Source organism: Secundilactobacillus odoratitofui DSM 19909 = JCM 15043, from assembly GCF_001434895.1.
Lineage (GTDB): Bacteria > Bacillota > Bacilli > Lactobacillales > Lactobacillaceae > Secundilactobacillus > Secundilactobacillus odoratitofui.
In genome coordinates this window covers 1-22,051 of record NZ_AZEE01000013.1, presented here as the reverse complement: position 1 = coordinate 22,051, position 22,051 = coordinate 1, and the positions used below count along the sequence as shown (strand labels likewise).

The following is a 22,051-nucleotide window of genomic DNA, read 5'->3' as shown; positions in this document are numbered from 1 at the left end:
AAACCAAGCATTACGGATCCAGCAATCGCCGGTAATAATGGTGGCTATGATGTCACAGGTAAGACGACACCAAATACAACCGTTACGTTGACTGACGTGAACGGCGATCCGATTAAGGATGCCGACGGCAATCCAATCACGGCTAAGTCTACGGATACGGGTGAGTTTGACATTCCAGTGACGGATACCGAAGTGACGCCAGGTCAAATCGTTACGGCAACGCCAGACAAAGGGAACCAAAGCACAGAGCTGACAGTACCAGTTCCGGTGGACTATACAGTGACCCCGGTAACTGCAGACGGAAAGCCGATTTCAAATGTGACACCGACGCACTATAACGCTAAACCCGGTACGACAGTGAGCTATCCTGATGTTAAGGGTTATACAGTTCGGCCAAATAATGAAACAGTGCCTACGGTTGAAAATGGAAATGTGAATGTCACTTACACCCCAAACCCGGTCAACGCCCCAGTCACCATCCCAACTGACACAACAGACGGCAATAACGTCGATCATGCAGGAACGGCAACCGTCCCTGGTGTCACGGGTGTTACTGGTCAAACCGTAACGGTTAACGTGCCAACCAAGAAGGGGTACACCCCAACGGCTGACACCATTACCGCTACAATTGAACCAGATGGCAGCATCAAACCGAATGAAACCGTCACCTATACCGCTGATGGCCAAAACGGGTTAGTTGAATTTGTTGATGCAGACAATCCAACTCATAAATTGGCTGAGGATCAGACAGTTGAGGGTAAGACAGATGGTTACATTGATCACACGGCAGTTGAATCTGAAATTCAGTCTGTTTTGGCACAGAACTATAACTTAGTGAGTGACCAAACGGTTTCAAAGACCTTTAACCCAGATACTGGCGAGAACGTCTTCGTTGTGAAATTCAGAGTGATGGTTGATGCAACTTACACAACGGTACCAGTTGATGCCAATGGCAACGACATTCCTGGCACAACGGCGACGCCTGAAACGGGCGCGCTCGGTACAGAAATTTCGTATCCTGACGTTCCTGGTTATGAAGTTACAACTAACCCTGGGACTGTGCCAACGGACGGTGGTAACGCTAAAGTCGTTTATACCCCAACGACACACGCGTACAGCATTACGCCGGTTGATGAGAGCGGCAACCCAATTCCGGATACGAAAGCAACGCCTAAAACTGGTACTACCGCAACAGTGATTACTGATTTCCCTACAGTTGAAGGTTACACGCCGAAGACTGGCCAAGACGTTGAAGTACCAACGACTGATACCAGCGTCCAAGTTGTTTACGTACCGAATACCGTTGATACTACTGTCACCATTCCAAGTAACTATGGTGATTTAACGGTTGAGGGCGTTACGGGTAAAACTGGCCAAACGGTCGAAGTTAACGTACCTGCTAAACAGGGTTACACGACTAACAAGACGACCGTCCCTGGCGTTGTTAACCCAGATGGCACCATTTCAATTACGGAAACCATTGTTTACACACCTAACACGGTGACTGGTACGGTTACAGTACCAAGCAACTTGGGTGACGTGAACTTCCCAGACTTAACTGGTGTGACCGGGCAAGTGCTTGAAGTACCAGTACCCGCTCAGGAAGGGTATACCAGTGAGCCAAGTGTCGTTCAGTTTACGATTAATCCAGACGGTACGATTACAACGACAACGACGAATATCGATTATGTGCCTAATCAAGTGACTGGTGATGTGACCCTCGACAGCAATCTTGGCAATCTCACAGTTAACAACGTCACTGGTAAGACGGGGCAAACAATCGTAGTTGATGTTCCTCAACGTGATGGTTACACCAGTGATAAACAGACTGTAACGGCAATTGTTGAACCAGATGGGACGATTAAAGTGACGGAACCAGTCACTTACACCGAAACGGATGACGATACGGCAACTGCACCAACTGACAAGCAGGCAGCTCACAACCTTTCAGGTGCGCAAGCGAATGTAACGACAGTGAGTCACAAGACCCAAAATAGTGACAATCAGCAAAAAGCAACAGACAGTCGCAAATTGCCACAAACCAACGAAAAAACGCAGGATGCAACGTTAGCGAAAATTGGTTTGAGTCTAATGAGCTTGCTTGGTTTATTAGGACTAGCAGCAAAACGTCGTAAGCATGAAGACGAAGACAGCAACAAGTAAATCTTTGTAATCATTCAGTTGATGATTTTGCAGCAAGTCTGAGTGAAACAAAAGAAGCGGTGAACGCCTAAATGAGGGTGTTCACCGCTTCTTTTTGTGGTCACCAAGCTAACGGATAGCCAGGTTTACACATGTGGAGTGTGCTACAATTAATGCATCAAGTAGATGATGTAATCTTTTAGGGGGAATCGATATGAAACACTTTGGTATCTTAACCAGTTTAATGGTTGGTGGCCTGGCGTTGGTAACGTCCATGGGAACTGCCTACGCTTTTTCGACCTATCACCAATCAAGTAATGCAATCACACAGTATAAATCAAGCAGTTTGCGAACGTTAAATAATTCGGCAACGGGATTTGTGACGGCTGGTGCCTACCAGTTTGCAACTAACCCCTCAGGGACGAATACACTGAAAAGTGTCGCCGGTAATCAAAAGTGGAGGTTTAAAACCCGCTATCAATTGCCAAAGACACACGCAGCGAAGGGAAATAGTAAATATGATATGACCAATCCGCAATCAATGGCTTACGACGGTGGTCATTATCTTTATGTTGTGTATCAACCACACTATACCAAAGGCATGACGAACAAGGGCTTTGTTGCGCGTTACGATATGGCGAAGCTCAGCAAGTTATCCTTCACCAAAGCACAGGCGGCTATGGATGGTAAGGGCGGTAACAGCGCGGTAAAGGTCGGCGGTATTTTTACTACTGGTCATGGTCAGTCGTTAGCTTACGATAAAAAGCACCATTCACTTTATATGTGGCGGGACACCAGTATGAGTGCAACGAAGACCTCGACGCTACAACGCATCAGCACGTCGTCGTTAACACCCAATAAAGCGATCACCTTTCATATGAGTAGTTATGGCGCCAACGTACCAGGCGGGCACGACTTAACGTTTGATCACAGCGGTAACGCCTACTACTGGACAGTTTCTGGCAGTAAGGTGAAGGTTTATAAGGGCAGTATTGGTACCAAGACGGTTCATTTCCGCCTGACCAAGCAACTGTTCACTCACCGTCCAGGGACACATGAACAAGCAATGGGTTACAACGCCCATAACGGCCGATTATACCTGGTCGCTGATGATTCAATCACCAGCTTTCCAGCTAAGAAGTTAAATGGCAAGGGCACTTTGAAGAGTCGCGACTTTAAATACACGAAATTCAATTCACATCGTGAGTTTGAGGCCCTCAGCTTTACAAACAGCGGTCATGGCTTATTGCTATCCAACAAGAATCCAGAAGTGTTCCAATCAACAACCGCCTATTAGATTTAAAATCCAGTTAACAGCAAACAAAAGCGCCCTGAAATTACTTAATTTGGTAATTTCAGGGCGCTTTTAAGTTATCAGGTTAATAAATAACAACGGGTGTGTGTAGGGCTACGGTAGCATAGACGTGACTCATAACCGATGGTGGGGTGTTCACACAGCCATGTGAGCCGTGGGTGAGGTACCATGACCCACCATAGCGAGGCTGCCAAGGCGAATCGTGAATCCCGACACCGGTATCGTCAACGGGCATCCAGTAGCTGACAGGTGACGCGTAATTCGAGCCATCGTCATTCTGACCACGTAAAGTGGCATTGCGTTGCTTGTTCCAAACGACGTAAACGCCAGATGGTGTGGTACCTTTGACGGGTTTACCAGTCACAACGTCGGTTGAAATGACGATTTTACCATTTTTGTGCACCCACATGTGTTGCGCCGACTTAGAAACTTCGACGTAAGTGTTACCAATATCGGTGCCATCCTTGTGATAACCAGTTCCTTGAATGACTGGTGTGCGTGTGGTTGGCTTGCCGGCTAACACGAGCTTGGCTAGGATTGGCGTCTCTGAGGTCACTTTGATACTCCAACCATACAGACCAGCGGGAACTGAAACAGTTGACCCACTGTGGGTCTTGAAATGGCGGGTTTTATGAACCGTGCCATAACGATAACTCAGCTTAGTTAAGTACGACAAAATCTTGCTGTTGGACGTGGTCACTTTACCCTGACTGGTTGTTAGCCAGCTGGCAATGGTATCACGCGGAATCGTGACACGATGATTCGACAAACGGTAGGTGATTTTGTTAGTTGCCAGTTTTTGCGCTGTTTTTTTGGCGGATACTAACGACTTACTGTTTGCCAAGACAGTTGGTTGAACATAAGCCTGCTTGAGGTTAATCGTTGTTTCATGCCGTTCAATAGCCTTAGATAGTGCAGCCTTAACTGAGTTGGTCGAAACTTCGGACCCATAGACCGGTGCCTTAATCGTGAAGGCGTGATCCTGGTAGATTAATTTGGCGTTATGGGTTTGGGTCCGGTTGGTACCGGCCTTTGCCACGATTTGATTAGCCAATTGGGTTAAGTCAGCTTGATTAATGGCGCTGGCATCCAATTGTTGGTCACTGGCTGATGCACTAACCACGTGAAGTGGCCAGCTAAAGGCGTTTTGCTTTGCTAAAAGCTGGTTGAGTTTAGCTGTGGTAGGTGCTTTAATACCGGCGTCACGTGACGTAAAAGTGGTCAACGTACTCTGATGCTCGGTGACGGTGTACGCTTGATTTGCCAGTTTGGCGCTAAGCGTTGTGGCCGCTTGGTCAGCAGTTTGACCACCGACTTGCACGCCATCGATTTTGGTGCCACTTAAAAAGTGATGTTGATAATGGGCAGTACGAAAACCGTAGCCAATCCCTAAAATGGCGATGACGGCAATTCCGACTGTGGCCCAGCGAAAACGATGTGTCATATCTGCTCCTCCTTATATACTTCCTTAAGGATACGGCATAACCACACAAAACTCAATTTATACCCACTAAAAAAACGCCCCAAATTTTGGGGCGTTTTTGAAAAAATTGGTAAAGCAGCGTTTAGGCATCTAAAGCTGCTAAGCCGTCTTTTGTGACTTTCTTTAATGTTTCAGCAGAAGCTGCCATCTTGGCCTTTTCATCAGAGCTCAAAGGTACTTCAATGACACCAGCTAAACCAGTGGCATTGATAATAGCAGGCGTCCCGATGAAGACGTCATCCAAGCCGTATTCACCATCAAGTGAAGCACCAACAGGTAAAATGGCGTTTTCATCACGTAAAATTGCCCGCGTGATTCGCATTAAACTGGTTGCAACACCATAGTAGGTAGCACCTTTACGATTGATGATTTCGTAAGCCTTGTTACGAGTTTGATCTTCAATCTCGGCTAATTCATCTTTTGAAATACCTTTTTCTTCAGCAATCTGAAGTAATGGCTTTGAACCAATGGTTGCTTCTTCATAGGCTGCAAATTCAGTATCACCGTGTTCGCCTAAGATATAAGCGTCAACACTTCGTGGATCTAAGTTTAACTTCTTACCCAAAGCAACGCGTAAACGAGAAGTATCCAGTGAAGTCCCTGAACCAATAACTTTGTTCTTAGGGAAGCCAGAGAATTTCCATGTAGCGTAGGTCAAAATATCAACTGGGTTAGCGGCAATTAAGAAAATGCCGTTAAAGCCCGAGTCCACGATTGGTTGAACAATTGAACTCAAAATTTTGAGGTTCTTGTTCACGAGGTCCAACCGGGTTTCGCCAGGTTTTTGAGGAGCGCCAGCGGTGATGACAACTAAATCGGCATCTTTAGCATCGCTGTACTCACCCGCATATACCTTTTTTGGTGCGGTGAAGGCTTGCGCGTCTTCAAGGTCAAGTGCGTCTCCGACAGTTCTTTCCTTGATCACATCGACAACGACAAGTTCTTCTGCTAATCCTTGTTGCATTAATGCAAAGGCGTAAGCTGAACCGACAGCACCGTCACCAACTAGTACGACTTTTTGATGGCTCTTTGACAATGTACCCACCTCTTCCATAAAGTTTGTTTTTAAACACTTGTGTTTGAAAAAGTTATTCTTCGAACACAAGTATTGTATCATGAAATAGTAAGCGCTTTCCAATGGTTTGTTTGGGGATTTGTGAGAATTCTGAGACAGAGTTTGTGAAAACGCCGGTGTTTCGGTATGTAACTGAACAATATAAAATTAATGTATTTTTTAATCGGCATATTTTAACTATACCAATTCTCTAAAACTGATTAAATGACAACCCATTTAAATCTAAGTATTGTCTTGAGTTGGGTTTGAGTGCAACCCAAGTGGACTTATGCTATACTTTCAGAAGTAAACAGTTCGTAAGAATTGATAACGCTGAACGATTATGGCTATCGTTCAGCTATTTAGCATGGTTTAATATAGAAAATGTCACGAAATGGAGCGCGTTTATTAATGAAGATGATTGTTGGACTTGGCAACATTGGACCTCAATACAAGGAAACACGGCATAATACCGGGTTTATGGTTGTCGAGCAGTTCGCCAGTGAAGCGGGGTTAGCTTTTACGACTCGCAAAATGGAAGCTAAGTTGGCGAGTGGCCAAGTTAATGGTGAAAAGGTGTTGTTGGTTGAACCAACGACGTTTATGAATGAATCAGGGCGTGCAGTAGGTGCACTCATGAATTTCTACAAACTCGACGTTGAAGACCTCATCGTGATTCATGACGATATGGATATGCCATTGGGGCGAATTCGAATTCGACCAAAGGGATCCGCTGGTGGCCACAATGGCATTAAGAGTATTATCGCAGCATTGGGGACCAGTGAGTTCAATCGAATCAAAGTCGGGATTCAACACCCACAAAAAAGCAGTGTTGTGAACTACGTTTTAGGTAAGTTTACAACGGATCAGCGCGCAACGTTTAACCAAGCGGCTGATCATGCTGTTGCAGCTTTGTTTGATTGGGTTGATGGCGAGCAGGTGCCCGCTTTAATGAATAAATATAATTAGTTTTTTACAAGGAGTGAAGTGACGTGCAACTTGCAGATTTTTTTGCAAAAATGCCTCAATATCAGCAATTAGTCGCTGATTTTGATCATGCCGGTCGTCAATTACTGACTGGGATTGCGGGATCTGCACGAACAATGCTGATCCAGACGCTATTACAAAAAGAACAGCGGCCGATGATCTTTGTGACCGATACGGTTTACCATGCTGATCAGTTAACTGATGAATTGAGTAGTCAGTTATCTTCTGACCAGCTCTTTGAATTTCCAGTTGAAGAATTACTAGCTGCCGAAATTGCTACGAGTTCGCCAGATTTTCAGAGTCAGCGGATTCAAGCGTTGAGTGCACTTGTGCAGCAAAAACCGGCAGTGATCGTAACCTCGGTATCGGGTCTTCGACGCCAGTTACCTGATCCCGACATTTTTCGGGATGCTCAGATTCCGTTAGCAACTGGAGATGAAGTTGAACTTGAATCATTAACTGCCCGGCTGCAACGAATGGGCTATAAGCGGCAAAAATTAGTGGATGCACCCGGTGACTTTGCCGTTCGGGGTGCGATTATTGATATCTACCCGTTAGACACGGAATATCCAGTTCGGGTGGACTTATTTGATACCGAAATCGATTCACTGAGATACTTTGATGCTAGTACGCAACGAAGCGTGAACAACATCGACGAAGTGACGATCCATCCCGTAACTGACTTGTTGATGACGCCGGAGCAGCGACAGACTGCGGCCAAAACACTAACCGACCAATTAAAAAAAGAACAAAAAACACTCGCCAATGATGACGGCGAGTTACTCAACAATAGTATTACCCCCCTGATTGAAGCGCTAACCAAGGGGGATGTTTCTGCCGAACTCAGAATGTTTGCCGATACATTTTTTGGAAAAACCAACCTATTAGATTATCTGGGTGAGGACGGCGTCGTTCTGGTTGATGATTATCCCCGTTTGCGGGATACCAATAAGCAACTAGAATTGGATGAAGCAAACTGGTCCGTTGATAAACTCAGGGTCCATCAGATTTTTAAAGCACAGCAATTTGGGCTACATTTCCAAGACGTTTTAAAACGTGATCAGCATCCAGAGGTATTTTTTGCGCTATTCCAAAAGGGTATGGGCAATATGCGGTTCGACCAGTTACTCGAAATTCCGACCCGAGCGATGCAACAGTTTTTCGGCCAAATGCCACTGCTCAAACAAGAAATCGAACGTTGGTCATTAACGTCGCAGACCGTGGTCATGATGATGGCCACTGAAGAACGATTGGCTAAAGTATCACAAACGCTTGACGACTTCGGAATCAGTGCGGTTATGACCAAGCAGGAAGATATTCAGCCTGGAGTGGTTCAATTGATTCCAGCTCAAAGTCAGACTGGTTTTGAGTTACCAGATGCTAAGTTAGTCGTCATTACTGAAGCTGAGATGTTTAAGCAAGTCACCAAGCATCATCGACGCCGTCAGACGTTACAAAATGCCGAACGACTAAAAAGTTATACGGATTTGAAACCCGGTGATTACGTTGTTCACGTTAACCACGGAATTGGCCGTTTCGAAGGCACGCAGACCCTCGAGGTTGACGGTGTTCACCAAGATTACATGACGATTGCGTATCAAAATGGCGCGAAGCTCTTTATTCCAGTCAGTCAGTTGAATTTGATTCAAAAGTACGTTTCATCTGAAGATAAGAAGCCACGAATTAACAAGTTAGGTGGCTCAGATTGGGCAAAAACCAAGAAAAAGGTTGCTGCCAAGATTGAAGATATTGCCGATGACCTGATTGAGCTATACGCTAAGCGTGATTCGGAAAAAGGTTACGCCTTCCCAGCGGATGATACGTATCAAGAACAGTTTGACAATGATTTTCCGTATTCTGAAACACCAGATCAACTTCGAAGTATTGAAGAAATCAAACATGATATGCAAAAGGCCAAGCCAATGGATCGACTGTTGGTGGGTGACGTTGGCTATGGGAAAACTGAAGTCGCGTTGCGAGCAGCATTCAAAGCAATTGAAGCTGGCAAGCAGGTTGCCTTTTTAGTGCCAACCACGATTTTGGCCCAACAACATTACGATACAATGGTTAACCGATTTGAAGGGTTTCCCGTTAATGTAGCCATCTTGTCACGGTTCCAAACGACCAAACAAGTTCATGAGATTATTGCCGGTCTTGAAGACGGTAGTGTTGACGTGGTCGTTGGTACTCACCGATTATTATCAAAGGACGTTAAGTTTAAAGATTTAGGGCTTTTGCTAGTTGATGAGGAACAGCGGTTTGGCGTTAAACACAAGGAAAAGTTAAAGCAATTAAAGTCACAAGTCGACGTGCTAACGCTCACTGCGACACCAATTCCAAGAACCTTGCACATGTCAATGCTGGGGGTTCGCGACTTGTCCGTGATCGAAACACCACCAGCTAACCGATTCCCAATTCAAACCTACGTGATGGAACAAAACGCGGGCGCTATTCAAGATGGTATTCGACGTGAGATGCAACGGGGGGGTCAAGTTTTCTACCTCCACAATCGGGTGGATGATATTGAGGAAACGGTCAGCCAAATCAAAGCATTAGTCCCTGACGCTGAAGTGGCTTACATTCATGGTCAAATGACTGAGGCTCAACTTGAAGGGATTTTATATGATTTTATTCGTGGTGATTACGATGTTTTGGTCACTACGACGATCATTGAAACCGGGATTGACATTGCCAACGTTAACACCTTGTTTGTTGAAAATGCGGACCATATGGGCTTATCACAGCTATACCAGTTGCGTGGCCGGATTGGTAGAAGTAACCGGGTCGCTTATTCATACTTCATGTATCAACCTAATAAAGTGTTGACGGAAGTGAGTGAAAAACGACTCGAGGCCATTAAGGATTTCACGGAGTTGGGCTCTGGGTTCAAAATTGCGATGCGTGATCTCTCCATTCGTGGCGCGGGTAATTTACTCGGTAAGCAGCAAAGTGGGTTTATCGACTCAGTTGGTTATGATCTATATTCTCAGATGTTGGCGGATTCGGTCGCCAAAAAACAAGGTAAGCAAACTAAACCTAAAACTGATGCAGCTGTGGAGCTCGGCTTGGAGGCTTACCTACCTGAGAGTTATATTGCAGATCAACAGCAAAAAATCGAGATGTATAAGCGAATTCGTCAGATTGAAGGTCACGATGACGTGGTTGAAATTCAAGATGACTTAATTGACCGGTTTGGTGAGTATCCCGTTGAGGTCACCAACCTGTTAGCTGTTAGTCAAGTTAAGATTCAAGCGGATGCTGCGTTGATCGACAAGCTGCATCGAATCAAGGATCAGATTACGTTGACCTTCTCGGCTGCAGGCACGACGCGATTTAGTGGTGAGGATGTTTTCAAAGCGTTAGCCACAACTAAACTGCGTGCCACGGTTGGTCTGACGAACGACCGATTGGTAGTGAAATTAGTGATCCAACCGAAGATGACACCACAAACCTGGTTAACAGAATTGACACAGTTTGTTACAGCACTGAGTGAAATGGTGGCTGAACCAACCGCAAAATAATAGGTGATTTATGCAACGAAAAACAATGAAAACAGTGATGCAGGGCGCCATTTTACTGTCGGTCGCGTCACTCATCGCCAAAATTTTAAGTGCGGTTTACCGCGTGCCTTTCCAAAATATGGTGGGCAATACCGGCTTTTACGTTTACCAACAAATTTACCCAATTTATGGTATCGGGATGACCTTTGCTTTGAGCGGTCTGCCGATGTTTATTTCAAAATTAGTGGCAGAAACGCATTCGAAAAAGGATAAAATGGCGTTGCTTTCTCGCGTCTTTGTCATTATGGGGATTAGTTCACTGGTTTTATTTGGACTGCTTCAATTGTGTGCCTTCAAAATTGCTGTAGCAATGGGCGACCCGGGATTGACGCCAATCATCAAATCAGTGAGTTGGATGTTTTTGTTTTCACCGTTTTTAGCAGTGAGCCGTGGCTACTTTCAAGGGGAGTATGATATGCGCCCCTCCGCTACGTCCCAGTTGGTCGAGCAAACTGTTCGGGTCGGGGTTATTTTGATGGTAGCTTACTGGGCAGTTCATCACCAATGGCCGGTGTATAAAATGGGTGCTTGGGCCATGAGTAGTGCAGCGATTGCAGCCATTTTTGCTTCGGTGGTGATGGGCATCTACGTTTACCGGGCTCGGCTAAATTTTTGGACGCCGATTTCACAACCTGCACCGTGGTCATACACCACAATTGGCAAACGCTTGCTGATTGAAGGTGGTACAATCAGTCTGTTTGCTTCGATGATGGTCTTGCTTCAACTCGTTGATTCTTTTACAGTCATGCGAGGGTTAGTGGTTCATGGCTATTCTGATATGATTGCTAAATCAGTTAAAGGTGTCTATGATCGTGGACAGCCGTTGGTTCAACTGGGGCTGGTTGTTGCAACGTCATTTGCATCTTCACTGTTGCCTTCGCTCACAACCGCCTTACAGCGTGGTCGCCATGGCCAGTTCATTAAGCAGGCTAACACGGTCATTAGAATGAGCATGACGATTGCAACGGCTGCTGCGGTCGGGTTGATTGCGCTCATGCCAGAGGTGAATCAATTACTTTTTGGTAACCAAGAAGGTAACCGAATTTTAGAGGTCTACGTACTCAGTATCATTTTCGCCACGTTGATCATGATATATAATAGTATCTTGCAGAGTTTAAACCAGTTTACGGTAACCATTGCTGGACTGGGACTCGGTTTACTGGTCAAATTAGTGTTAAATCAACGCGCGGTCGTGAGCTTTGGCGCCATTGGTGCCAGCTGGGTGACCGTTTTGGCCTTGCTCGTCATGACATTATTCTTGATGAAACAGCTGAAAAAGCAGCGACTGGGAGCTTTTAAGGAAAGTTTCTTGTTCAAGCTAGCAGCCATTTCAATTGCCATGTGGTTGGGTGTGCGTTTAGCCATGCCATTTGGTCGTTGGTTGGCTTTCGGATTACCACCACGACCAATGGCACTCGCTTTAGCAATCCTGGGTGTCATCGTTGGTGTCTTAATATTTATCAGCTTAGCACTCAAGTACCAACTACTGACGTTGAGGGAATGGCTAATGCTGCCATTGGCTGGCAAGTGGTTAAGGTGGTTTAAGCGCTAGTTAGGCTGGTTACACATGGTAATACAGCGCCTGATGATAACAATAACGTTACTTAAAACGGAGGAAATCATGAGATTAGATAAATTTTTAAAGGTTTCACGAATTATTAAACGACGGACAGTTGCTAAGGAAATTGCAGATAAGGGACGCATCATGATCAATGATCGACCGGCCAAGTCGAGCACTGACGTCATGCCAAACGATGTTTTAGTGATTAAATTTGGTAATAAAACACTGACGGTTCAGGTGTTACAATTGCTTGAAACGACCAAAAAACAGGATGCTGAGAATATGTACAAAATTGTCAGTGAAGATTATGAGCAGGATTTTCGTGAGTAACGTTACAATTATGTAACTTTTCGTGAATCCGTTTTAATGCCCGTAGACAAGGTCTAAAATGGTTGATATACTCAACACGAGGATCTATGCATTGGGGGTGTTAAAATGGCGAAGCAAGCAAAAATTACTCGGCTTGATAATCAGTACACAAGACAAGTACAGCAACGCGAAGAACAGCGTCAAAGCAAGTCGGTTTTGACCAAGATTCGCAAGCGACGGGCGGTCATGATTATCTCTTGTTTTTTCATTGTGTTCGCTGTTTTAGGGATCCAGATTTTTCAAGCACGGGCTTCCGTTCATAAGACCGATGCTGCAATTGCCCAACGTCAAGAACGTTTGACGAAAGTCAAGGCCACGCATCAGCAACTTAACGAACACGTGAAACTCTTAAATGACAAATCGTACTTAGAAAATCTGATTCGATCAAAGTACTACTATGGTAAGTCAGGTGAGACAATTTATAGTCTGCCAGGCGATAAATCAAGTGATGTAACGGCCAAGTAGTCTGATGAATAAACGGTAAGATGAAGCTGGTCCCAACCTGATATTGGGGTTCGGCTTCGTTTTTATGTTCGGCTAATCAATGGCCAGAATTTGGTGGCATGAGATTTTGATTAAAAAATCGTTTGTTCTTCAGGCTGAATTTTCAAGAAATGTGCTATACTATTAGTACAAATTTAAGGAGGAACTTCTTGTTTATGGCAATCGAGGTTGGAGCAAAAGTTGCTGGTAAGGTTTCAGGTATTACGAATTTTGGTGCGTTTATTGATTTAGGCGACCACAAAACTGGGTTAGTGCACATTAGCGAAGTTTCAGATGGTTTCGTTAAGGATATCCACGACGTTTTGAGCGTTGGCGATGAGGTCACAGTTAAGGTGCTGTCGATTGGCGATGACGGTAAGATTGCGTTGTCAATTCGAAAAGCGACGGACCACCCAGAAGGCCATTCTAATCAAAGTGAACGACCACATCGTAGTCACGAACACCACGAAAGTAACGGTGCTCACCATAACGGTGGTAACGGGCACTTCCATGGTGGCAGCAACGGCGGCAATCGTCCGCGGAACAACAATCACGCAAGTTCAAACCATAAAGAGAGTTTCGATGATTTAATGTCGGGCTTTTTGAAGGAAAGCGAAGACCGGTTGGCGACGCTCAAACGCAACACTGAAGGAAAGCGTGGCGGTCGAGGCGGTCGACGCAGTTAAGTTTTATGACTGAATGTACGCTGTAATTGCCAGCATGCAATGAAATAATCAGAATGGCGCCATTGAATTCCGCACGTGGAGTTCGATGACGCCATTATTTTCTCAATTTAAAAACGGAGACACCAACATGGAAATCGAATCACAATTTAAAGCTTCGCTGGGACGGTTGCTTGATAGCCTTACATCACCAATCGTGGTGGCCGTATCGACTGGCGTTGATTCAATGGTTTTGTTAACGTTATTGCAACGACTACCAGAGATTGAACGGACCAAGTTAATTGTTGCACACGTGAATCATGAACTAAGGGCACAAAGTGTTGCTGAAGAAACATACCTGACTGACTATTGTCGAAAACACCAACTTAAACTAGTAAAGGCGCACTGGCCTAAGCAAATTCATCCGGCTAATGGAATTGAAGCGGCAGCACGAAGTTTTCGGTATCAATTTTTTGAACGGGTGATGGCTAATAATCAAGCCGCCAGTTTGATGACTGCTCACCACAGTGATGATAACGCCGAAACTGTCTTAATGAAGTTAGTGCGGGGCGGCGAGCTGACTCAACTACAAGGAATCACACCCAAGCAGCCGTTTGGAACGGGTCAACTTGTCCGACCGTTGTTGGATTTTAATAAAGCCCAGCTCGTTGCTTACGCTAAGACAAATCAAATACGCTGGTTTGAAGATGATAGCAATCAAATTAATGATGTCTTTCGTAATCGAATCAGGCATGATGTGATACCACTTTTGAAGCGAGAAAATCCCGCTTTCTTGAGGCACGTGGCGCAATATTCCTCCCAATTAACGGATGCCTTACAACTCGCGGATGCGCAAATTGAGCAGTTGTTAACAACAGTTGCCGTGCAACGCAATCCCTTGGTCGTATCAGTGCCGCGTTTCTTAAAACTGTCGGCGGTTAGTCAGCGAGGGGTGGTGAACGCTGCTTTGAATGAGGCTGGTGTGCCCATCAATCGGCGGTATCTCGATGAAATTTTACAAGTCCTCCACAATCGAATGAAACCCACGGCAAAGCTTGATCTAGCACAGGGATTTCAACTTGTGAAATACCGTCAGCAATTTTCCGTGACTTCCGCTGGAAAAGTTATTGAAAATCAGGTTACGACCAATCAAATTGTGGTACTATCTAACCAATGGGTGCAGTTATCACAGGGATTGTCAGCACAGTTGAGCATCAATCATCAGACGACTTTTTCTGATCCATGGCGGATGGCATTGTATTTGACACCTGCAGACTTACCGCTTGTGGTGAGGCCAGCACAATCACAAGATCGAATTCGACTTGCCTCTGGTGGGCATAAGACGGTTCATCGGCTACTGATCGATCATCACGTTTCAGTGGTTGATCGCGCCAGTCGCCAAGTGGTGGTCACCAACAAAGGTGAGGTACTTTGGCTGATTGGTATTCAACGTTCGGCACGTTTATCTGCGACAACCAACCCCAATTACGAACTGGTTTTAAAACAAACTGATTAGAGGAGTAAATTTATGAATAACGATATCGAGCGTGTTTTATACAGCCAAGACGACATCAAAGCTGCTTGCAAGAGGCTGGCTGCAGAGATTGCAACAGACTATGCGGGGAAAAAACCGCTGTTCATCGGTGTTTTAAAGGGCGTCATTTTTTTCATGACTGACCTGATGCGTGAACTAGACATGTTAACCGACATGGACTTTATTGACGTGTCCAGTTACCATGGTGGGACTGCATCAACCGGTGAGATTACCTTAGTCCATGACGTTGGCACCGACATTCGTGGTCGTGACGTTATCTTAGTAGAAGATATTTTGGACAGTGGTCGGACCTTAGCATACTTACAAGATCGGTTGATGGATCGTCAACCCAGTTCACTCAAAGTGTGTGCTTTGCTTGATAAACCTGAGGGACGCGTTGTTGAAGCTAAGGCTGATTACGTTGGTTTTAACGTTCCAAATGAATTTCTGGTTGGCTACGGTTTGGACTACGACGAATACTACAGAAATTTACCATACGTAGGTGTTTTAAAACCCGATGTTTATGCGAAATAAAACATTAGTCAAACAAGGTCAAATGTGATAATATAATTTCTATCAGCGGGGGAGATTTCCCTCAGTTTCGTTCCTGATCAATTGAGGAACCGTGAGTAAGGAGGCACTAAATGAACAATCGAAGAAATGGACTTTTTCGTAATAGTCTTTTCTACATTGTGATCTTCTTGTTGGTCATGGGCGTTATTTACTTTTTCCAAGGAAATAACTCAAATTCACAATCCCAAGACATTCAGTCAAGTGAATTCATCCAACAACTAAAATCTAACAAGATCAAGAAGTTCTCCGTTCAACCTTCTGGTGGCGTTTATAAAGTTACCGGTGAGTATCGGACTGCTCAAAAGACTAAGACTTCTACTGGCTTTACCCTCGGGGGTAGTACCAGTACGAAGGTCACCAACTTCTCAACAGCTGTTTTGCAAAACAACTCAACTGTTTCTGAGGTGACGCGTTATGCACGGGATCATAACGTCAAAATGAACACGAAGGCCGAAGAGTCCAGTGGCTTTTGGGTAAACCTATTAGTTTACGTCTTACCACTGATCGCGTTCATTTTCTTCTTCTACATGATGATGGGTCAAGCCGGTCAAGGTGGCGGTAACGGTAAGGTCATGAACTTTGGTAAGTCCAAGGCCAAGCCAACTGACAGCAAGGAGAACAAGATTCGTTTCTCTGACGTCGCCGGTGAAGAAGAAGAAAAACAAGAATTGGTCGAAGTTGTCGAATTCTTGAAAGATCCACGTAAGTTTGTCTCGCTAGGTGCACGTATCCCATCGGGTGTGTTACTCGAGGGACCTCCTGGTACTGGTAAGACCTTACTTGCTAAGGCGGTTGCTGGTGAAGCGGGCGTGCCGTTCTATTCAATTTCTGGTTCTGATTTCGTCGAGATGTTCGTCGGTGTCGGGGCTAGCCGAGTTCGTGATTTATTCGAACAAGCTAAGAAGAACGCACCATCAATCATCTTTATTGATGAAATTGATGCTGTTGGTCGTCAACGTGGTGCTGGTATGGGTGGCGGTCACGATGAACGTGAACAAACCCTGAACCAGTTGCTGGTTGAGATGGACGGGTTTACTGGTAACGAAGGTGTTATCGTGATGGCGGCTACTAACCGTTCAGACGTGCTGGATCCAGCCTTGCTGCGTCCAGGTCGTTTCGATCGTAAGATTCTTGTAGGTCGTCCAGATGTTAACGGCCGTGAAGCAATTTTGAAAGTCCATGCCCGTAACAAGCCATTAGCTAATGACGTTGATTTAAAGGAGATTGCCAAGCAAACACCTGGTTTTGTAGGTGCTGACTTGGAAAACCTCTTAAACGAAGGGGCTTTGTTGGCTGCTCGTCGTAACAAGACCTCGATTGACGCTTCTGATATTGATGAAGCTGAAGATCGTGTGATTGCCGGACCAGCTAAACGTAACCGAGTAATCAGCAAAAAGGAACGTGAAACTGTTGCGTACCATGAAGCTGGCCATACGATCGTTGGGTTAGTGCTCAATGATGCTCGGGTCGTTCACAAGGTTACAATCGTGCCACGGGGTCGTGCTGGCGGGTACGCCATCATGTTGCCACGTGAAGATCAGATGCTCATGAGCAAGAAAGATGCCATGGAACAAATGGCTGGGCTCATGGGTGGTCGTACCGCTGAAGAGATTATCTTCGACTCAGAATCATCAGGGGCTTCCAATGACTTTGAACAAGCTACTCAAATCGCACGTTCAATGGTTACTCAATACGGGATGAGTAAGAAGGTCGGTACCGTTGCACTTGAGAGTGCTGGCAGTCAACCATTTGCCGGTGCTGCGTATGGTCAAGGTCCTGCTTATTCACAGGAAACAGCCGCAACCATTGATGAAGAAGTTCGTCGTTTAATCAATGAAGCACATGAAACCGCTCGTAAGATTATTTCCGAGCACCGTGAACAGCACAAGATTATTGCCGAAGCACTGCTGAAGTATGAAACCTTGGATGAAAAGCAAATTATCAGTTTATATGAAACTGGTGAAATGCCAGATAAGTCCAACAATGGTGAATTTCCAAGTGAAAAGGCCGCAACTTTTGAAGAGTCAAAGCGTGAACTTGAGCGTCGTGAAGCTGAGCGTCAAGCAGCTAATCAAAACAAGGACACCCCGGCTGAAGATGAAGAAGCAACGCCTAAGCCAAAGGAAGATCAACCATCAGATGATGATCATTCTCATCCAGATGATGAAGCGTAATCAGAGGTTAATGATCTAATTAATCACGAATGAACGTCCTACTTTGATTAAGTAGGGCGTTTTTAGTTGTTGTAAAAGATTCATGTGCACCGATTTGTCCAGATACTACAGTACAACGTGAAACATGGTATAATACTTTGAATATTCTAAGGAGGACAACATGTCAGATTATTTAGTAAAGAGTGTGGTTGACGACGGCCAATTTCGAGCTTATGCCGTTGATGCTACTGAATTAGTGAGAGAAGCCCAGTCTCGACACGACACTTGGTCTGCGGCGTCAGCAGCACTGGGACGTAGCTTGGTGGCGACCCTAATGTTATCGTCATCTGTATTGAAGGGCGACGATACGTTAACGGTTCGTATTAACGGTGGTGGTCCCGTAGGTGGAATCGTCGTTGACGGTAACGCAAATGGTACCGTTAAGGGTTATTTGCAAAACCCACATGTCAACCTCCCGTTAAATGATCGCCACAAAATCGACGTCGCCAAAGCTGTCGGAGTGGATGGCTTTTTGTCTGTTACAAAGGACCTTGGTTTGGATCAGCCTTATACTGGCCAAGTGCCACTTGCCTCTGGTGAAATCGGCGATGATTTTACTTACTATTTGGCCCAATCAGAACAGATTCCGTCAGCAGTTGGCGTGTCTGTGTTCGTTAATGATGATAATTCTATTCAAGTTGCTGGTGGTTTCTTAGTTCAAGTGATGCCGGGTGCCAGTGAGGATGCCATTGGTAATTTGGAAAAACGGCTTAAAGAAGTGCCAATGGTTTCAGAGCTGTTGTTGGCTGGACAGAAGCCAGAAGACATGCTCAACCTATTATTCGGAGCTGAAAACGTTAAAATTTTAGACCGGATGCCAGTTAGTTTTAAGTGTAATTGTTCAAAATCACAATTTGCAAAGGCGCTGGCTAGCGTTTCTCAAGATCAACTAGAGGCCATGATCAACGAGGATCACCATGCTGAAGCAGTTTGTCATTTTTGTAAGAACAAATATGAATTTACTGAAGCTGAATTGCGTGAAATTTTAAAAACAAGTCAAGCTAAGTAGTGTTGTGACGATCAAGTTTGGTGCATGACATGGTGATCAGTTATGTGCTATGATAGCAAGCGCAGAAAAAAAGTAAGTACAATCAGTTAGAGGTGAGCATATGGAATGGCAAATTGGAGACGTTAAGATTGCCAATCAAGTTGTTGTTGCCCCCATGGCGGGTGTGACTAATTCAGCTTTTCGAGTCATTTGTAAGGAATTTGGCGCAGGACTAGTGGTTTGTGAGATGATTTCAGACCGCGGCATTATGTACCATAATCAAAAAACGCTAGATATGATGTTTGTGGATGCCAGTGAACATCCAATGAGTATTCAAATTTTCGGTGGTAGCAAGGAGACACTTGTTCAAGCCGCTAAGTTTGTGGATCAAAACACCGCGGCCGATATTATTGACATTAATATGGGTTGTCCAGTTAACAAAGTCGTCAAGACGGATGCTGGTGCAAAGTGGTTGCTAGATCCAAACAAGGTTTATGAAATGGTTTCTTATGTGACGGATGCAGTTAAGAAACCGGTCACAGTCAAGATGCGAATTGGCTGGGATGATCAACACGTTTTTGCTGTTGAGAATGCTCTGGCTGCGCAACGTGCTGGGGCATCGGCCCTCGCCATGCATGGTCGAACTCGAAAGCAGATGTATCAAGGTCATGCTGACTGGGACGTTTTAAAGGACGTTGCCCACGAGTTGACTATTCCGTTTATGGGCAATGGTGATGTTAAGTCTGCAGAAGATGCGAAGCGCATGCTTGATTACACTGGTGCGGATGCCGTTATGATTGGTCGAGCAGCTATGGGGAATCCGTGGATGCTTCGGCAAACTGAACATTATTTGGCAACTGGTGAGTTAATTGAGGAGCCATCCCCAGAAAAGAAAATTCAAACCGCAAAGGAACATTTACACCGTCTAGTAGAACTAAAGGGTGAAAACGTTGGTCCACGTGAATTTAGAGGGCAAGCAGCTTACTATCTTAAGGGAATTTCGCATTCTGCAAGAACTAAGGCTGCGTTGAACAATGCAGAAACTGAACAAGAGATGCACGATATTTTCGATGCGTTTCTTGAAAAATTGGCGGCATTACCCGTGAGTGGCCGATAATTTTTAAAAAAGCAGGCAAAAGAGCTTGCTTTTTTTATTGAGGGTTGTCAAAATTAAAAGCGGACCTATAAAAGATGGAGGTATTAGTGTGGCTGGAAAAGATAAAGAAATGAACGACCAACTACGCGTTCGTCGCGAAAAGATGGATGAATTGCGTGAGGCTGGCATCGATCCTTTTGGTCATCGATTCGAACGAACTTATTTAGCTGAACAATTACAGCAGGAATTTGCGGAATCTGACAAGGATGAACTGAACGAAAAACATCTGACGGCAATTATTGCAGGACGGATGGTATCAAAACGTGGTAAGGGGAAGGTTGGCTTTGCTGATCTTCAAGATCGCACTGGCCGAATTCAGATTTATGTGAGAAAAGATATCTTGGGTGAAGAAGTTTATCATATCTTCAAACGCTCAGATATTGGTGATCACCTTGGCATTGAGGGCGACATCATTAAAACTGACATGGGTGAGTTAACGATTCGGGCAACGAAGTTAACCTTCCTATCAAAGGCGCTACGACCACTCCCAGAAAAGTACCATGGTTTACAAAACAAGGAACAAATTTATCGTCAACGTTATCTGGATTTGATTTCGAACCCAGAGAGCTTTGATCGTTTTAAGAAACGTAGCAAGATCATCACGGCAGTTCGTAGTTATCTTGATGGTTTAGACTTTACGGAAGTGGAAACGCCGGTCTTGCATAACCAAGCCGGTGGTGCGTCAGCACGGCCATTCATTACCCACCATAACGCCTTAGATATTGATTTATACTTACGAATCGCACTAGAATTACACCTTAAGCGGTTAATTGTTGGTGGGATGGAACGAGTATACGAAATTGGGCGCGTCTTCCGAAACGAAGGGATGGATACTAAACATAATCCTGAGTTTACGATGCTTGAAACCTACGTTGCTTATTTTGATTTCCATGACGTCATGGATGAAACTGAGGGAATCTTTAAGGCTGCTGCTCAAGCCGTTACTGAAGATGGCCTTGTCACCTACCAAGGCCACGAGATTGACTTAAAGAAGGACTTTGCTCGTGTGCATATGGTCGATGCCATCAAGCAGTACACTGGGGTTGATTTCTGGCCTGAGATGACTGTGGAACAGGCTCGCGCATTGGCGGATGAACACGGCATCCATTATGAAGACTATTGGGCAGTTGGCCACATTATTAACGCCTTTTTCGAGGATCTTGTTCAGCCTAAGTTGGAACAGCCTACCTTTATTTATGGTCATCCAGTTGAAATCTCACCATTGGCAAAGAAGAACCCAGATGATCCAAGGTTTACTGATCGGTTTGAACTTTACATCCTCGGTAATGAATTTGCCAACGCCTTTACTGAACTTAATGACCCAATTGACCAACGTCAACGGTTTGAAGCTCAAGTTAAAGAACGTGAAGCTGGTAATGATGAAGCAGAGGGAATTGATGAAGACTTTATCGAAGCACTTGAGTATGGGATGCCACCTACTGGGGGACTCGGTATCGGCATCGATCGTTTGGTCATGTTCTTAACTGATGCTGAATCAATTCGAGATGTTTTATTGTTCCCAACGATGCGTCCCGAAGAATAAAAAAATTATCGATAATAATATGGATTAAAACCGCACGTTATTTATTTAGCGTGCGGTTTTGTTCGTTATTTAACTAAAATCATTTCAAGTTAGAATGAATGTGTATTCATTTACCATGTATTCCGAACTTCTGCAATTAGAAGCACGAAAGATCTATATGCTGAGTACTCGTGATTTTAAAAAAAGTGTTGTGAAAGTGTTGACCAATCATTATTTAGCTGGTATAGTAAATATCGTTGTCAAAGAGATAACGCATCGGCAAAACAAGATGTTGAATAGATATTCAAACTTCTTATAAAAAACCGTTGACGAACTTGAAATGACATGCTAAGATATAAAAGTTGTCAAATGACAACGACTTAAATCTTAATTGGTAGACCTTTGAAAACTGAACAAAGTTTCGTTTCACAAATGTGCAGGGTATATCA

General features: G+C 44.7%; 16 protein-coding genes. 14 read left to right on the top strand and 2 right to left on the bottom strand.

What is annotated here, in order from left to right; genetic code table 11:
- Together FD04_RS01950 and FD04_RS01945 are read left to right on the top strand one after the other, a co-directional pair.
- A partial coding sequence (locus FD04_RS01950) for an LPXTG cell wall anchor domain-containing protein (protein ID WP_156660382.1) occupies nucleotides 1-2,163 on the top strand: 2,163 nt, incomplete at its 5' end.
- A gap of 193 nt (nucleotides 2,164-2,356) precedes the next feature.
- Nucleotides 2,357-3,439, top strand: a complete 1,083-nt coding sequence (locus FD04_RS01945; RefSeq protein ID WP_054702756.1) for a hypothetical protein — start codon at nucleotides 2,357-2,359, stop codon at nucleotides 3,437-3,439.
- 82 nt (nucleotides 3,440-3,521) lie between these two features.
- Here the strand turns inward: FD04_RS01945 and FD04_RS01940 are convergent, their stop codons facing one another.
- Nucleotides 3,522-4,901 carry a L,D-transpeptidase gene (locus tag FD04_RS01940; protein WP_056946559.1) on the bottom strand — a complete coding sequence of 460 codons (1,380 nt, stop codon included), beginning with the start codon at nucleotides 4,899-4,901 and terminating at the stop codon, nucleotides 3,522-3,524.
- A gap of 121 nt (nucleotides 4,902-5,022) precedes the next feature.
- On the bottom strand, nucleotides 5,023-5,994 hold the full coding sequence (locus tag FD04_RS01935; protein WP_056946557.1) for an L-lactate dehydrogenase: 972 nt from the start codon (nucleotides 5,992-5,994) through the stop codon (nucleotides 5,023-5,025).
- Nucleotides 5,995-6,405: 411 nt separating this feature from the next.
- Between FD04_RS01935 and pth the strand changes: the two genes are divergently transcribed.
- From pth to lysS, 12 genes are all read left to right on the top strand, one after another.
- On the top strand, nucleotides 6,406-6,963 hold the full coding sequence (gene pth, locus FD04_RS01930) for an aminoacyl-tRNA hydrolase (RefSeq protein WP_056946555.1): 558 nt from the start codon (nucleotides 6,406-6,408) through the stop codon (nucleotides 6,961-6,963).
- A gap of 23 nt (nucleotides 6,964-6,986) precedes the next feature.
- Complete coding sequence (mfd, locus tag FD04_RS01925; protein ID WP_420806511.1) at nucleotides 6,987-10,502, top strand: transcription-repair coupling factor; 3,516 nt, start codon at nucleotides 6,987-6,989, stop codon at nucleotides 10,500-10,502.
- A gap of 10 nt (nucleotides 10,503-10,512) precedes the next feature.
- Nucleotides 10,513-12,093, top strand: a complete 1,581-nt coding sequence (locus tag FD04_RS01920) for a putative polysaccharide biosynthesis protein (protein ID WP_054702751.1) — start codon at nucleotides 10,513-10,515, stop codon at nucleotides 12,091-12,093.
- A gap of 69 nt (nucleotides 12,094-12,162) precedes the next feature.
- Nucleotides 12,163-12,432 (top strand): RNA-binding S4 domain-containing protein, encoded by a 270-nt coding sequence (locus FD04_RS01915; RefSeq protein ID WP_054702748.1) that lies wholly within the window; start codon nucleotides 12,163-12,165, stop codon nucleotides 12,430-12,432.
- A gap of 105 nt (nucleotides 12,433-12,537) precedes the next feature.
- Nucleotides 12,538-12,936, top strand: coding sequence for an FtsB family cell division protein (locus tag FD04_RS01910; protein ID WP_054702745.1), 399 nt, complete (start codon nucleotides 12,538-12,540; stop codon nucleotides 12,934-12,936).
- Nucleotides 12,937-13,130: 194 nt separating this feature from the next.
- Nucleotides 13,131-13,640 carry a S1 domain-containing RNA-binding protein gene (locus tag FD04_RS01905; RefSeq protein ID WP_054702742.1) on the top strand — a complete coding sequence of 170 codons (510 nt, stop codon included), beginning with the start codon at nucleotides 13,131-13,133 and terminating at the stop codon, nucleotides 13,638-13,640.
- A gap of 127 nt (nucleotides 13,641-13,767) precedes the next feature.
- Nucleotides 13,768-15,132: a tRNA lysidine(34) synthetase TilS gene (tilS, locus tag FD04_RS01900; protein ID WP_056946553.1), complete on the top strand. Its 1,365-nt coding sequence runs from the start codon at nucleotides 13,768-13,770 to the stop codon at nucleotides 15,130-15,132.
- A 12-nt stretch (nucleotides 15,133-15,144) separates the two neighbouring features.
- Nucleotides 15,145-15,684 carry a hypoxanthine phosphoribosyltransferase gene (gene hpt, locus FD04_RS01895; RefSeq protein ID WP_056946551.1) on the top strand — a complete coding sequence of 180 codons (540 nt, stop codon included), beginning with the start codon at nucleotides 15,145-15,147 and terminating at the stop codon, nucleotides 15,682-15,684.
- Nucleotides 15,685-15,794: 110 nt separating this feature from the next.
- Nucleotides 15,795-17,897 carry an ATP-dependent zinc metalloprotease FtsH gene (ftsH, locus tag FD04_RS01890; protein ID WP_054702729.1) on the top strand — a complete coding sequence of 701 codons (2,103 nt, stop codon included), beginning with the start codon at nucleotides 15,795-15,797 and terminating at the stop codon, nucleotides 17,895-17,897.
- 160 nt (nucleotides 17,898-18,057) lie between these two features.
- Nucleotides 18,058-18,945, top strand: coding sequence for an Hsp33 family molecular chaperone HslO (gene hslO, locus FD04_RS01885; RefSeq protein WP_054702727.1), 888 nt, complete (start codon nucleotides 18,058-18,060; stop codon nucleotides 18,943-18,945).
- Nucleotides 18,946-19,045: 100 nt separating this feature from the next.
- Nucleotides 19,046-20,041 carry a tRNA dihydrouridine synthase DusB gene (gene dusB, locus FD04_RS01880; RefSeq protein ID WP_056946550.1) on the top strand — a complete coding sequence of 332 codons (996 nt, stop codon included), beginning with the start codon at nucleotides 19,046-19,048 and terminating at the stop codon, nucleotides 20,039-20,041.
- 109 nt (nucleotides 20,042-20,150) lie between these two features.
- Complete coding sequence (gene lysS / locus FD04_RS01875) at nucleotides 20,151-21,623, top strand: lysine--tRNA ligase (protein ID WP_054702759.1); 1,473 nt, start codon at nucleotides 20,151-20,153, stop codon at nucleotides 21,621-21,623.
- The last annotated feature ends 428 nt before the right edge of the window (nucleotides 21,624-22,051 follow it).

Excerpts from the sequence above, each read along its gene's own strand:
- FD04_RS01945 (WP_054702756.1), top strand. The coding sequence starts at position 2,357 with ATGAAACACTTTGGTATCTTAACCAGTTTAATGGTTGGTGGCCTGGCG.
- ftsH (WP_054702729.1), top strand. The coding sequence starts at position 15,795 with ATGAACAATCGAAGAAATGGACTTTTTCGTAATAGTCTTTTCTACATT.
- FD04_RS01935 (WP_056946557.1), bottom strand. The coding sequence starts at position 5,994 with ATGGAAGAGGTGGGTACATTGTCAAAGAGCCATCAAAAAGTCGTACTA.
- dusB (WP_056946550.1), top strand. The coding sequence starts at position 19,046 with ATGGAATGGCAAATTGGAGACGTTAAGATTGCCAATCAAGTTGTTGTT.
- FD04_RS01915 (WP_054702748.1), top strand. The coding sequence starts at position 12,163 with ATGAGATTAGATAAATTTTTAAAGGTTTCACGAATTATTAAACGACGG.
- FD04_RS01920 (WP_054702751.1), top strand. The coding sequence starts at position 10,513 with ATGCAACGAAAAACAATGAAAACAGTGATGCAGGGCGCCATTTTACTG.
- lysS (WP_054702759.1), top strand. The coding sequence starts at position 20,151 with ATGAACGACCAACTACGCGTTCGTCGCGAAAAGATGGATGAATTGCGT.
- pth (WP_056946555.1), top strand. The coding sequence starts at position 6,406 with ATGAAGATGATTGTTGGACTTGGCAACATTGGACCTCAATACAAGGAA.
- FD04_RS01910 (WP_054702745.1), top strand. The coding sequence starts at position 12,538 with ATGGCGAAGCAAGCAAAAATTACTCGGCTTGATAATCAGTACACAAGA.
- hslO (WP_054702727.1), top strand. The coding sequence starts at position 18,058 with ATGTCAGATTATTTAGTAAAGAGTGTGGTTGACGACGGCCAATTTCGA.
- hpt (WP_056946551.1), top strand. The coding sequence starts at position 15,145 with ATGAATAACGATATCGAGCGTGTTTTATACAGCCAAGACGACATCAAA.
- FD04_RS01905 (WP_054702742.1), top strand. The coding sequence starts at position 13,131 with ATGGCAATCGAGGTTGGAGCAAAAGTTGCTGGTAAGGTTTCAGGTATT.
- tilS (WP_056946553.1), top strand. The coding sequence starts at position 13,768 with ATGGAAATCGAATCACAATTTAAAGCTTCGCTGGGACGGTTGCTTGAT.
- FD04_RS01940 (WP_056946559.1), bottom strand. The coding sequence starts at position 4,901 with ATGACACATCGTTTTCGCTGGGCCACAGTCGGAATTGCCGTCATCGCC.